Genomic DNA, 12953 nt, shown 5'->3' with positions numbered 1-12953 from the left:
CTGTTTAGGTGCGGGCTTTTTTCTGTTTTTCCTGTTACGCGTCAGCCCGCATCGTTACCTGTGGTAATGATGATGGTTGTTGTAATGGTGGTGGTGCTAACGCGATTCATGGATGTTGTGTTCTCTGTCGTTATTATCTGTCTGTCCTGTATCCCTAAGGGTTAAGGGATTCGGTACCCTAAGTCAATAAATTTCTAATTTGATCACAATTTGCGCTTCTTCTCTGACGCGCTGCTTGCCGTTTATTTTCATCCAGATACGACCAGTCACAACCCTTATAATCAGACTCATAAGCTATATTAAATTCAAATGTCAGATTTTTACTCTGCCAATTTTTTTTCAATATCATGAAGCAATCGGTGCAGCATGGCGGTGTCTCGCTGCTCAAGACGCCCTAGCCGCTGGTGCAGCCACTCCACCATTTTTTGATCGTCAGCGACATTCAGTTGCGACAACAGGGCTTCTGCACGAACACGTAACGCACGCAGTTGGTTTTCATCAACGCTGCTCGACGCGGGTGCGGCAGTTTGCATTAAAGATGCTAATTGATAGCAATAGACCATAACTGCCTGGCCCAAATTGAGCGACGGGTAATCCGCGACCATCGGCACGCCGGTCAGAACATCGGCGAGCTCCAGTTCATCATTTGTGAGGCCCGAATCCTCACGGCCAAACACCAACGCCGCCTTCGATATCCATTCGCTTTTTTCCGTTAGCATCGGCACCAGTTCAGCAGGCGTGGCGTAGTAATGAAATTTCGCCCGGCTGCGAGCGGTGGTCGCGACGGTGAATGAAATATCATGCAGTGCGTCGGCGAGTGTCGCGTAAGTGGTTATATTATCGATAATTTCACCCGATCCGTGCGCTACCCAGCGCGTGGCAGGTTCAAGGTGAGCTTCACTCGCCACGATCCGCAAATCGTTGAATCCCATCGTCTTCATCGCGCGGGCGGCGGCGCCAATATTTTCTGCTCTTGCTGGGGAAACCAGCACTATCGACAAGTGCATTTATGTTCTCTTATTAATCAGTTAGCGGGTGAAAGTGTGATCCACCTCAAGATATTACGCGGCACGAATTTACAAAATTGCAACACAAATCACCGAAATCGCGTTTCACTATAAATTAAAAACGTTAAACTGTTCAGTGAGTGAATTATTGATAAAAATGTTAACAGATATTACTTATCCGTATGTTTATTAATGATAATACCTGTATTGATAGCTTTTTCGAATTGGATTCGCGTTGTTTATTAATCAATACCTGCAACTAATTGGTTTATTGAAAATTTGTGACAAAGGCTAGCAATCGGATACGATGATTTCATCAAACTGTTAACGTGCTACAATTGAACTTGATATATGTCAACGAAGCGTAGTTTTATTGGGTGTCCGGTGTCACTTAGCCTGTTATGTTGCTGTTAAAATGGTTAGGATGACAGCCGTTTTTGACACTGTCGGGTCCAGAGGGAAACTACCCACGACCAAGCTAATGATGTTGTTGACGTTGATGGAAAGTGCATCAAGAACGCAATTACGTACTTTAGTCACGTTACGCCGGTCATGTTAATTTGCGACATGCATCAGGCAGGTCAGGGACTTTTGTACTTCCTGTTTCGATTTAGTTGGCAATTTAGGTAGCAAACATGCAGACCCCGCACATTCTTATCGTTGAAGACGAGTTGGTAACACGCAACACGTTAAAGAGCATTTTCGAAGCAGAAGGCTACGATGTCTTTGAAGCGACCGATGGCGCAGAGATGCATCAGATCCTGTCTGAAAATGATATCAATCTGGTCATCATGGACATCAATCTGCCAGGTAAAAACGGCCTTCTTCTGGCACGCGAACTGCGTGAACAGGCGAATGTGGCGTTAATGTTCCTGACAGGCCGTGACAATGAAGTGGATAAAATCCTCGGCCTGGAAATCGGCGCTGATGACTACATCACCAAACCGTTCAACCCACGTGAGTTGACGATTCGTGCACGCAATCTGCTGTCCCGCACCATGAATCTGGGTACGGTGAGCGAAGAGCGTCGTAGCGTCGACAGCTACAAATTCAACGGCTGGGAACTTGATATTAACAGTCGTTCGCTGGTTAGCCCGAACGGTGAACAGTATAAGCTGCCGCGCAGTGAATTCCGCGCCATGCTGCACTTCTGCGAAAATCCGGGCAAGATTCAGTCCCGCGCAGAACTGCTGAAGAAAATGACCGGCCGTGAGCTGAAACCACACGACCGTACTGTTGATGTGACGATCCGTCGTATTCGTAAACATTTCGAATCCACGCCGGATACGCCAGAAATCATCGCCACGATCCATGGCGAAGGTTACCGTTTCTGCGGCGATCTGCAGGAATAATCCCGCATTCAACGCATTAAAAACGGCGCTTAACGCGCCGTTTTTTTATTTCCAGATCCGCAAGGAATCGTCATCGGTATTATTCGACGAGTCACCATCTGGCGGGTCGCTACGTTTTGACTGCGACAATGAATACCAGTCAAAGTGACGCGTGAGATACATCACCGCAAACAATGCGATTGCCAGCACGGTCGACCCCAATAGCAGCGCACTGTCTTCCGAGCGCAGCAAGAACCACATCACCGCATCAAGCCCTAACAGTGCCAGGATAAACACCGCACTGCGCCTCCAGCCTTTAAGCACCGCCTGCAAATACACCCCGTTCATCATCGCGCCGACCAGGCTTGCGATAATCCAGGCGGGCGTAAATCCAACGTGCTCTGACAGCGCCAGCAAGACCAGATAAAACAGCACTAGCGACAGTCCAACCAGCAGGTACTGCATCGGGTGCAGACGAAGATGGGTTAATGTCTCGTAGACAAAGAACGCCATAAACGTCAGCGCGATCAGCAAAACGGCATATTTGATGGCGCGGTCAGTCAGTTGATACTGATCGGCAGGCGTCGCCACGGTCACGCTAAAGGCGGGAACGTGTCGCCACTCAGGCTGCTCTCGAGAGCCAAACAGACTTTCAAGATTGTTAGCGAACCAGGTGCTTTTCCAATGGGCCTGAAAACCCGATGCGCTAATCTCACGCTGAACCGGTAAGTAATCGCCCATAAAACCCGGATGCGGCCAGTTGCTGCGTAACGTTAGCTCGCTGTTACGCCCGACAGGCACGGCGGAAAAACTGCCCGTCCCGTTGAGGCTCAGCGACATGTCCAGCGTCAGGGTTTTCATCGCCAGCAGATTTTCATTCAGCGGAATATGAATACCCGGCAATTCGCCCGAAACACCAGAACCGGGTTCAACAGTCAGCGCTTCGCCGTTGATTTTCGAGATGCTTACCGCGCCGATCCCCCGCGCGTCGCCCACGCCGACCACAACAAACGGCTGTCCAAGGGTGATCGTTTCGCCTTTTAAGCGCGTTAATTTTTCAGTGCTAAACTGCGCTTTTAGCGTGAGATCGGTGGTCCAGATTTGTCCGTCATAGATACCGATGCTCCTGGATTGCACCTGCTGATTGCCGTCAATAACCAATGATTCCGGCAGCACAAAATGCAGATAACTGCGCTTATGTTCGACCTCTTTTTTATCCTCAATTTTGTAGTAGATCTCGGTCACTGGGATGGCGATAAGCGGCCCGGTGAGCTGCTGCGGCCCGCTGGTGCTTTGCCGTAGCGTATCTTCCACGTCGTCACGATAGCTCGCGCGCTCCGAAATCAGGTTACTCACCATCAACAACGGCACTAATAACAGCAGGATGCACCCAATCAGGGTGCTGACTTTCCAGAACAGGGGGGATTTTTTCATGACCTTCTCCTTTGTGATGAAAGGAGCGTAACGGGGCTATGTGCGGTCAGTTTGAAGTTATGTGAAGGGACGGTGAAGTGTCAGTAACGCCTCGACGCCGCCTTCTTCGCGGTTGCGAAGCTGGATATCGCCATGGTGCAGACGGGCGACTTCCTGGACAAAGGCCAGCCCCAGTCCACTGCTTTTCAGCCCATTGTCACGCGGGAGCGAATAAAAGCGCTCAAAAATGCGGGTATGTGCGTACTCAGGAATGCCGCTGCCGCTATCGGTCACGCTCAGTTGCACTTTTTTGTGCACCTCACGGGCAGCAAGCTCGATGCTTCCCCCTTCGGGGGTAAAATCGAGTGCATTATCCAGCAGATTACCGAGCGCCTGCTCGAGTAAATCCTCGTCGCCTTCGACTGCCGTTAAGGAATTTTTCGAGTTCAGAGTGATATTTTTGGCAGCGAGTAACGCCGCGCGCGCCGTGCTCAAACGTGTAAACAGGGCATCGATATTCACGCTATCAGGCGTGATCTCCACGCGATTTTCCAGCCGCGCCTGCTCAAGGAGTTTCTCAACCAGCGACTGCATGCGTGCGTTTTGCACCAGAATATTATCGACAAACCGCGCGGCAACCTGCGGTGGCGGCTGTTCCGCCAGAATCTCAGCCGAACCGCGAATGGCCGCCAGCGGGCTTTTCAGCTCGTGGGTCAAGGCGTGAACGTAGTGTTCAATATAATTTTTGCCTTCGAGGCGAATGCGCATGTTTTCCAGTGCCTGCGCCAGCTTGCGCAGTTCGCTACTTCCCGGATCGGGCAGCGGAAGAGGGGTATCCGTCGTCACCGAATCGGCATAGCGCGACAGTGAACTGATTGAGCGATTAATCCACCACGCCACCACCAGCCCAATCAGCAGGGCGATACCCAGTAGCGCCGCGCCAGCCCATAAAATCCGGCGCTCACTGCGATGGATAACCGGTGCCATCGCGCTGTTTGGTTTGCCTACCGATAACACGCCAATAATCTTTCCGTGGTCAATAATAGGCGCGGCGACATACATCACAGTGCTTTGCGGATCGTCAGGGTTAATTTGCGTGCTACGCGCGCCATAGTCGCCACGCAACGTTTTCCACACATCGTTCCAGCGCGAATAATCTTCGCCGAGCGCTTTGCCGGCCGAATCGAACACCACCCTGCCCTGCGCATCCGTCATGTACACGTGATATTCGTTGCGCACTTTATGGATGCCGCCAATGTTGGCGCGAAACGGACGCAAATGGAGCTGCGAGAACGCCTGCGCCAATCGGCCATTTTGCGCAGCGCCTGACAGCAAATCGTCACGTCCAACTTCTGCCAGCAGAGTGGCGGTATCAATCAACGTCCCTTCCGTAGCCCTGCGCACGCCAGGCTTCACTTCCTGGACAAATATCGACAGCACAAACCACGCGGCAATCGCCACAATCAGGAAATAGCCCAATAACAACCGCATACCGATGCGCATCAGTACAATCCCAGGCTGTAGCCCATTCCGCGATGAGTGCTGATCGGCGAAAGATCAGCATTAATGGCGCGCAGCTTGGCACGCAGGGTTTTGATATGGGTATCGACCGTGCGATCAAAACTGTCGCCCTCATCGCCCCAGACTTTGTCCATCAACTGCTGGCGAGAAAAAACGCGGCCAGGCGCGTTCAGCAAGGTTTTCAGCAGTAAAAATTCATACCGTGTGAGCGGCAAAGCGTGCCCGCACCAGCTGATGTGGGCCGCAGGCTCGTTAAGCTCGAATTGACCAATGCGGACGATGTCAGAAGGCGCAGCAGACTTTTGCATTCGTCGTAAAATGGTTCTGACACGCGCGCAGACTTCGCGGGGAGAAAAGGGTTTAGCGACGTAGTCATCCGCCCCCATTTCCAGGCCAAGCAGCTTATCCACTTCATCACTTCGTGCCGTGAGAAACAGCACCGGCAGCGACGGATGCTGCGCCAGGAGCTGACGGCACAGCTCAAAACCGCTGATATCCGGCAGCCCCACGTCGAGAATGGCCAGCGCCGGAGCCTGCCGACGCGCCTCATCCAGCGCAGGAAGCCCACGCTCAAAGGCTTTCACGGCGAATCCTTCCTGCGAAAGCATGTAAATGAGCGTCTCGGCAATGCTGATCTCATCTTCTACCAGCCAAATCAACGGTTGCTGCATCGTGATTCCCTGCATTAACGCCACGGCATAATCGGTACTGCGCTCAGCGCGTTTTTCGGCGAGCCTTCGACCACTTTATCCGAGTACGCCAGATAGGCTAACGTGTTGCGCTTCGCATCGTAAAAACGCACGACCTGGAGTTTTTTGAACACCAGAGAGGTGCGTTTCTGGAACACGACGTCACCCTGCGCTTTACCGTTTTTGATTTTGTCGCTCAACTCCACCGGCCCGACCTGCTGGCAAGAGATCGCCGCATCAGCCGTATCTTCTGCCAGGCCAAGCCCACCTTTAATGCCGCCCGTTTTGGCGCGACTGATGTAGCACGTGACGTTCTTGACGTCGGGATCGTCAAAGGCTTCGACGACAATTTTGTGGTCCGGACCAAAGACTTTAAATACGGTGTCAACGGAACCCACTTCTTCTGCGAACGCGGTACGCCCGACCAATACCATCAGAGCGGTGAAGATCAATGTCTTGTATTTCATATTGTTACCATTTTTTAAAATTGCATTTAGCGATTATTCAATAATCCAGATAAAAACCTAGCAAGATCACAGGATTAAAAAATTCATCCCGATAATGTGCGGCAAAAAGCATGAATGCGCAAAAAAAACACCGAATGCTAAAACATCAAAAATGCTATTATCCGCTACCCTGTTATCAGGCACCTGCTGTTTTAAGGATGAGGATAGTATATGGATCAGGCTGGAATTATTCGCGATCTGCTTACCTGGCTGGAAGGTCATCTTGACCAGCCATTGTCACTGGATAATGTGGCGGCTAAAGCAGGCTATTCCAAGTGGCATCTGCAAAGGATGTTCAAAGATGTCACCGGTCATGCCATCGGTGCCTATATTCGTGCGCGTCGACTGTCAAAATCTGCCGTCGCTCTGCGCCTGACGGCACGTCCGATTCTGGATATTGCCCTGCAATACCGTTTCGACTCGCAACAAACATTCACCCGCGCCTTTAAAAAACAGTTCTCGTTGACGCCTGCGCTCTATCGCCGCTCGCCCGACTGGAGCTCGTTCGGTATGCGTCCGCCGCTGCGTCTGGGTGAATTCGCCATGCCGAAACATGAGTTTGTCACGTTGCCCGAAACGCACCTCATAGGCACCACGCAAAGCTACACCTGTTCGCTTGAGCAGATTTCCGAATTCCGTCATCAAATGCGTGTGCAGTTCTGGCGCGATTTCCTGAGCCACGCGCCGGCCATTCCGCCGCTGCTGTATGGTCTGAACCAGACGCATCCAAGCCAGGAAAAAGACGACGAACAGGAAGTGTTTTACACCACCGCACTCACCCCAGAAATGGCAAATGGCTATGTTCAGGGATCGAAACCGGTGGTGCTTGAAGGCGGTGACTACGTAATGTTCACCTATGAAGGGCTGGGCACGGGCGTTCAGGAATTCATCCTGACCGTTTACGGAACCTGCATGCCAATGCTGAATCTGAACCGCCGTAAAGGTCAGGACATTGAGCGTTACTATCCGACAAGCGATGTGAAGCCGGAAGAACGCCCAATCGATCTGCGTATGGAATACCTGGTTCCGATTCGCCGCTAGCGCTGTAGCTCATCCAGTGCAGGGGCGTCCAGATGCGAGATGTCCCCTGCCATTTCCACCACCCAACCAGACGCCAGCCATGGGCTTTCCTGATAGTCGATGCGAGAAATAGAGCAGTTGCGCAGACGCAAACGGCGCTCCGCATAGGCCGGCAATCCAAGAATCGTACTCACCAGACAACCCAGCGCAATGCCGTGGCTCACCAGCAGCGGACGACTGCCTTCTGGCAATTTCAGGCAATCCGCCAGAGCCGCCTGCACGCGCACGCTCAGCTCCTGCATGGACTCACCATCAGGAATGCGGCCATCTTCCGTTCCGTTCACCAGCGTACGACGCGAGCCCTCCTCCTCGTCAGTCAAAGAATCCACATGGCGTTTTTCCAGCACGCCCATGTCGAGTTCGCGCAGACGCGGATCGAGGATGATGTCGCAGCCACAGGCATCGGCGATAATGCGCGCCGTTTGCTGGGTACGACCGAGATCGCTGGCAATGATGTGCGTGATGCCTAACGTTCTGGCACGTTCTGCCACTTGCCGCGCTTGTTGCTCACCTTTCGCGGTGAGAGGACTGTCTGACTGCCCTTGAATACGTCGCTCGGCGTTCCACTGCGTTTCACCGTGGCGAACAAGGTAAACCTGTAACATGCTATTTTTCCGTTATACTGCGATGAATTTTTTTAAACTGAGCTTAATTATGCACCAGGTTGTCTCCGCTACCACCAATCCTGCCAAAATTCAGGCAATTCTAAGGGCATTTGAGGAGATCTTCGGCGAAGGATCCTGCCATATCGAGGCTGTCGCCGTCGAGAGTGGTGTCCCTGAACAGCCGTTTGGCAGTGAGGAAACGCGGGCTGGCGCACGAAATCGCGTCCTCAACGCAAAAGCGCTGCGCCCTGATGCCGATTTTTGGGTGGCGATAGAAGCGGGAATTGACGACGGCGCAACGTTTAGCTGGGTGGTGATTGAAAACCGCGAGCAGCGCGGAGAAGCGCGTTCCGCCACATTGCCGCTGCCCGCCATCATTCTGGAAAAAGTACGAGCAGGTGAAGCCCTCGGCCCGGTGATGTCACAGTACACCGGCATCGACGAAATTGGCCGCAAAGAAGGGGCCATCGGCGTGTTTACCGCAGGCGCACTGACGCGCTCAAGCGTGTACCATCAGGCTGTTATTCTGGCGTTAAGTCCGTTTCACAACGCGATTTATCGCTGAACGCCTAACAGGACCGACTCCAGCCACTGACGCAGTTCAACCGGTGCGGATTTCAGGCTATTCGACCCGCGGGTAATCGTTGCGATGCCCGCGCCCAGCTCGGTTTTCAACTCGCGCTGGCTCATCTCGCCCCGCAGTAATTCTTCAATAATGCGCACCCGCGTGCCCAATGCTTCACGTTCATCAGGCGTGAGCATCAGCTGCATCAGGGGTAAATGCAGATCGTGTTCATAGGACTGGCGAAGCAGCTCCACAAAGCGAAGCCACTCCTGATTGCGCTGTTCGGCCATCGCCGATGAATAAGGGGAATTCTGGGTCATGTTATGCCGCCGTTTTTCCATTGTACTCTTTGACGAGTACAGCATAACACAACCCACGCCAATCAGTAACGTCGCTCCCACTCCGCATCGCTCATCAGGGTATCTTTCTGCCCCATGAAGTAGCGGTAGTAGGCGTCATAGGCCATCACATTTTTCACATAGCCGCGCGTTTCAGAGAATGGAATACTCTCGACAAACGCCACGGCGTCAATGCGTCCGGCACTGTTCCCCAGCCAGGTACGCACGCGCCCAGGCCCGGCGTTATACGCCGCCGATGCGAAGATGCGGTTCTCACCAAACTGCTGATAAACGTACTGCAAATAGCTGGTGCCAATATTGATGTTGGTGTCCGGATCCAACAGCTGCGAAGGGCTGCTGTAACCTGGAATGTTAAACATCTTCACCGTATGCGTCGCGGTGCCGGGCATGATTTGCATCAGGCCGCTGGCCCCCACCGGTGAGCGCACTTTCGGATTCCAGGCGCTCTCCTGACGGGCAATCGCCATCGCATAACTCTTCGGAATGTCTTTTCCGCTGGTGTAGCGATCGAACAGATCTTTGTAGGCCAGCGGGAAACGCTCTTCAAGATGATCCCATAGCTTACCGGCGATCGTCGCCTGCACGCTCAGATCCCACCAACGATTATCAAAGGCATAACGTGCCAGCTGGGCCTTTTCATCCGTCGTGCGGCTGGTGACCAGATTGGCCCATTCGCTGCGCGCGGTATTGTCCATATTCCAGTACATCAGCTCGCGCACGCGCGCCATTTCCGGCCCTTGAACCAGCGCCGGGCTGGCATTCGCCGGCGCTTTGTCGATTTTAAGCTGGTACTCTTCGCCCAGACGCTGCGCCGCAGCCATCGGGTAGAAACCACGCTGCAGCATCAGCGAATGCAGGATCTCTTTCGCTTCACCTTCGCGGCCGCGCTCTATCAGCAAATCAGCCTGCCAGTAGCGCCATTCGTCTTTCTCTTTCGCATCCATCGGCAGACGTGATAGCCAGGTATTTAAGCCACGACGATCGCCCGTGCCCAGCGCCATACGCACCCGGCGCTCCACCAGCGAAGTGGAATTGGAACGCATAATCGCGTCGTCACGCCAGCGTGCTTGCTCATCGGTGACGTCTGTCCCCATCAAACGCCACGCCACGATATCGCGCAGCTCCTGGGTTTGATCGTCATTCAACTGCTGCACCTGCATCAGTTGCGGAATCATCAACCGGGCATTTTCAACGTCATTGCGCGCCACGCTGCTAAAGGCCACAGCGGCCATCTGGCGGGTAAAATCGGTCGCGCCGGTTGAACGGGCAAACGTCATCACCGAGTTAGGATCGTTCGCCAACTGGATCACGGCGGTAGAAATCGTTTGGTAGTCCGATGGCATTTGCCCCGCAAGCGTGGTGACCAGGCGCGTATTGCCCGCTTTCATCGCCAGACGAATGCGCTCGAGATAGGCCAGCGGATCCTGTTTACCGGACGCGCGCCACGCGCCGAACAGTGAATCACAGGCATTCGGCTGACTCTTACCCGACAGCCACAGCTCTTTCGCGCCGTTCCACGCCTCTTCGGCTTGTCCGGTATTCCACTTGGCATAGTAGTAATTACACTGCGCTTCAGTCGTTCCCGGTTTGTCCGGGCTGAACGCCAGCAAACCGCGCCAGTCTTCACGTCGCGCCAGCTCGTTCACAAAACGTGATTGCAGCGTGCGGGCGGGCGGCAGCGTTGGGTTTGCCTGAATAAAATTCGCGACGGTGACCGTCGGCTGGTTCATCAGATCGTCAGTGATTTGACGATATTCAAGATACGGGTACAGAGGATAATCTTTCAGAGTGGGCATCAAGGCCTGCACGGTATCCATCTGTTTACTGTCCCACGCCTGCTTGATTTGTGCATAGCGGTTACGTTGTTCATCCAGTGAATCAGCTCGCGCGGCGTTGCTTATCGTCAGCACGCACACGCTGGCAGCCAGCAGACGCCAGACCACCTGTTTGGCTTTTTCCACAAGCTCTCCTTCATATTGTTGATTTCAGTTGTAGCGTCGTGCCACGTCAAAAATGTCATTCACTTATGCTAACCAGGAGTACCACAACGCGCCACGCCGCGGACACTTTTTTACCTTTCTTGCGCGTTTTAACACTCCCGAAGTTCCTGGCTGGGATTAGCCACTGAAAAAGGCTACACTTCGCAGCTGAATTCTATTTTCTCTACTATAAAAGAGGCGAAGTCCACGTGGCTCAATTCGTTTATACCATGCATCGTGTCGGCAAAGTCGTTCCGCCGAAACGTCATATTCTGAAAAATATCTCGCTGAGCTTCTTCCCGGGCGCAAAAATCGGTGTTCTGGGTCTCAACGGTGCCGGTAAGTCCACCCTGCTGCGCATCATGGCGGGCATCGATACCGATATCGAAGGTGAAGCTCGCCCACAGCCTGGTCTCAAAATCGGTTACCTGCCACAGGAACCAAAGCTGAACCCGGAACACACAGTACGTGAATCCATCGAAGAAGCCGTTTCTGAAGTGGTTAACGCGCTGAAAGGTCTGGATGAGGTGTACGCGAAGTACGCTGAGCCGGACGCTGATTTCGACAAGCTGGCGGCGCAACAGGGTAAATTTGAAGAAATTATCCAGGCGCACGACGGTCACAACCTGAACGTACAGCTGGAGCGTGCGGCCGATGCCCTGCGTCTGCCGGACTGGGACGCGAAAGTTGAAAAACTCTCCGGTGGTGAACGCCGCCGCGTCGCGCTGTGCCGTCTGCTGCTGGAAAAGCCAGACATGCTGCTGCTCGACGAACCAACGAACCACCTGGATGCTGAATCCGTGGCGTGGCTTGAGCGCTTCCTGCACGACTTCGAGGGCACCGTGGTGGCAATTACCCACGACCGTTACTTCCTCGATAACGTTGCGGGCTGGATTCTGGAACTTGACCGCGGTGAAGGTATTCCGTGGGAAGGCAACTACTCCTCCTGGCTGGAGCAGAAAGATCAGCGCCTGGCACAGGAAGCTTCTCAGGAAGCGGCTCGTCGCAAGTCGATTGAGAAAGAGCTGGAGTGGGTTCGTCAGGGCGCGAAAGGCCGTCAGTCTAAGGGCAAAGCCCGTCTGGCTCGCTTTGAAGAACTGAACAGTTCCGAATACCAGAAACGTAACGAAACCAACGAACTGTTTATCCCACCAGGAGCACGTCTGGGCGATAAAGTCGTTGAAGTGAACAATCTGCGTAAATCCTACGGCGATCGCCTGCTGATTGACGACCTGAGCTTCTCCGTGCCAAAAGGCGCGATTGTCGGGATCATCGGCCCGAACGGCGCGGGTAAATCAACGCTGTTCCGCATGATGTCCGGTCAGGAACAGCCTGACAGCGGTACGATTACGCTTGGCGAGACCGTGAAACTGGCCTCCGTTGATCAATTCCGTGATTCAATGGATAACAGCAAAACCGTCTGGGAAGAAGTGTCCGGCGGGCAAGATATCATGCGTATCGGCAACACCGAAATGCCAAGCCGCGCCTACGTTGGCCGCTTCAACTTCAAAGGTGTTGATCAGGGTAAACGCGTCGGCGAACTGTCCGGTGGTGAGCGTGGTCGTCTGCATCTGGCGAAGCTGTTGCAGGTTGGCGGTAACGTATTGCTGCTCGATGAACCAACCAACGACCTGGACATCGAAACCCTGCGTGCGCTGGAAAACGCCATGCTGGAGTTCCCAGGCTGTGCAATGGTTATCTCGCATGACCGTTGGTTCCTTGACCGCGTAGCGACCCACATTCTGGATTATCAGGATGAAGGTAAAGTGGAGTTCTTCGAAGGGAACTTCACCGAATACGAAGAGTACAAGAAACGCACGCTGGGCGCAGACGCGCTGGAGCCTAAGCGTATCAAGTACAAGCGTATCTCCAAGTAAAAACAAAACGGCAACCTCGGT

The 12953-nt window shown here is 53.4% G+C and carries 14 protein-coding genes and 1 other annotated feature (1 of these 15 running past the window's edge); of the genes, 4 read left to right on the top strand and 10 right to left on the bottom strand.

Annotated elements, in window-relative coordinates; all coding sequences use genetic code 11:
* Nucleotides 1–103 (bottom strand) — a sequence feature (Thr leader region) (it extends 16 nt beyond the left edge of the window).
* The 3 genes from thrL to yjjY form a co-directional block, all read right to left on the bottom strand.
* The gene (gene thrL / locus ACKI5T_RS08235; protein WP_107704209.1) at nt 42–110 is read right to left on the bottom strand and encodes a thr operon leader peptide; all 69 of its coding nucleotides are present in this window, start codon (nt 108–110) and stop codon (nt 42–44) included. It overlaps the preceding feature by 62 nt.
* Nucleotides 111–320: 210 nt before the next feature.
* On the bottom strand, nt 321–1007 hold the full coding sequence (locus ACKI5T_RS08230) for a tRNA/rRNA methyltransferase (RefSeq protein WP_407436949.1): 687 nt from the start codon (nt 1005–1007) through the stop codon (nt 321–323).
* Nucleotides 1008–1406: 399 nt separating this feature from the next.
* A complete protein-coding gene (gene yjjY, locus ACKI5T_RS08225; protein ID WP_042998021.1) occupies nt 1407–1547 on the bottom strand; it encodes a protein YjjY in 141 nt (46 codons plus the stop codon).
* Nucleotides 1548–1642: 95 nt separating this feature from the next.
* Between yjjY and arcA the strand changes: the two genes are divergently transcribed.
* Complete coding sequence (gene arcA, locus ACKI5T_RS08220) at nt 1643–2359, top strand: two-component system response regulator ArcA (protein WP_006174002.1); 717 nt, start codon at nt 1643–1645, stop codon at nt 2357–2359.
* A 45-nt stretch (nt 2360–2404) separates the two neighbouring features.
* On the opposite strand, the gene creD is transcribed toward arcA, so the two are convergent.
* From creD to creA, 4 genes are read right to left on the bottom strand one after another with little or no spacing between them, the layout of a single operon-like run.
* The gene (gene creD, locus ACKI5T_RS08215) at nt 2405–3772 is read right to left on the bottom strand and encodes a cell envelope integrity protein CreD (RefSeq protein ID WP_407436946.1); all 1368 of its coding nucleotides are present in this window, start codon (nt 3770–3772) and stop codon (nt 2405–2407) included.
* Nucleotides 3773–3829: 57 nt separating this feature from the next.
* On the bottom strand, nt 3830–5254 hold the full coding sequence (gene creC / locus ACKI5T_RS08210) for a two-component system sensor histidine kinase CreC (RefSeq protein ID WP_407436944.1): 1425 nt from the start codon (nt 5252–5254) through the stop codon (nt 3830–3832).
* Nucleotides 5254–5943: a two-component system response regulator CreB gene (creB, locus tag ACKI5T_RS08205; protein WP_407436942.1), complete on the bottom strand. Its 690-nt coding sequence runs from the start codon at nt 5941–5943 to the stop codon at nt 5254–5256. The genes creC and creB overlap by 1 nt, the downstream gene beginning before the upstream one ends.
* A gap of 14 nt (nt 5944–5957) precedes the next feature.
* Complete coding sequence (gene creA, locus ACKI5T_RS08200; RefSeq protein ID WP_012015968.1) at nt 5958–6428, bottom strand: protein CreA; 471 nt, start codon at nt 6426–6428, stop codon at nt 5958–5960.
* 210 nt (nt 6429–6638) lie between these two features.
* Between creA and robA the strand changes: the two genes are divergently transcribed.
* Nucleotides 6639–7508 carry an MDR efflux pump AcrAB transcriptional activator RobA gene (gene robA, locus ACKI5T_RS08195; RefSeq protein WP_012015967.1) on the top strand — a complete coding sequence of 290 codons (870 nt, stop codon included), beginning with the start codon at nt 6639–6641 and terminating at the stop codon, nt 7506–7508.
* Here the strand turns inward: robA and gpmB are convergent.
* On the bottom strand, nt 7505–8152 hold the full coding sequence (gene gpmB / locus ACKI5T_RS08190) for a 2,3-diphosphoglycerate-dependent phosphoglycerate mutase GpmB (RefSeq protein WP_407436939.1): 648 nt from the start codon (nt 8150–8152) through the stop codon (nt 7505–7507). The genes robA and gpmB overlap by 4 nt on opposite strands.
* 49 nt (nt 8153–8201) lie before the next feature.
* On the opposite strand from gpmB, the gene yjjX reads away from it, so the two are divergent.
* Nucleotides 8202–8717 (top strand): inosine/xanthosine triphosphatase, encoded by a 516-nt coding sequence (yjjX, locus tag ACKI5T_RS08185; RefSeq protein WP_407436937.1) that lies wholly within the window; start codon nt 8202–8204, stop codon nt 8715–8717.
* On the opposite strand, the gene trpR is transcribed toward yjjX, so the two are convergent.
* Nucleotides 8708–9037, bottom strand: a complete 330-nt coding sequence (gene trpR, locus ACKI5T_RS08180; RefSeq protein ID WP_041689270.1) for a trp operon repressor — start codon at nt 9035–9037, stop codon at nt 8708–8710. The genes yjjX and trpR overlap by 10 nt on opposite strands.
* Before the next feature lie 62 nt (nt 9038–9099).
* Nucleotides 9100–11037 (bottom strand): murein transglycosylase, encoded by a 1938-nt coding sequence (gene sltY, locus ACKI5T_RS08175; RefSeq protein WP_407436935.1) that lies wholly within the window; start codon nt 11035–11037, stop codon nt 9100–9102.
* A gap of 227 nt (nt 11038–11264) precedes the next feature.
* On the opposite strand from sltY, the gene ettA reads away from it, so the two are divergent.
* Nucleotides 11265–12932: an energy-dependent translational throttle protein EttA gene (gene ettA / locus ACKI5T_RS08170; protein ID WP_012015962.1), complete on the top strand. Its 1668-nt coding sequence runs from the start codon at nt 11265–11267 to the stop codon at nt 12930–12932.
* Nucleotides 12933–12953 lie beyond the last annotated feature (21 nt).

It is taken from the genome of Lelliottia sp., assembly GCF_045627565.1.
Lineage (GTDB): Bacteria > Pseudomonadota > Gammaproteobacteria > Enterobacterales > Enterobacteriaceae > Enterobacter.
This window is presented reverse-complemented; position numbering and strand designations above follow the sequence as displayed.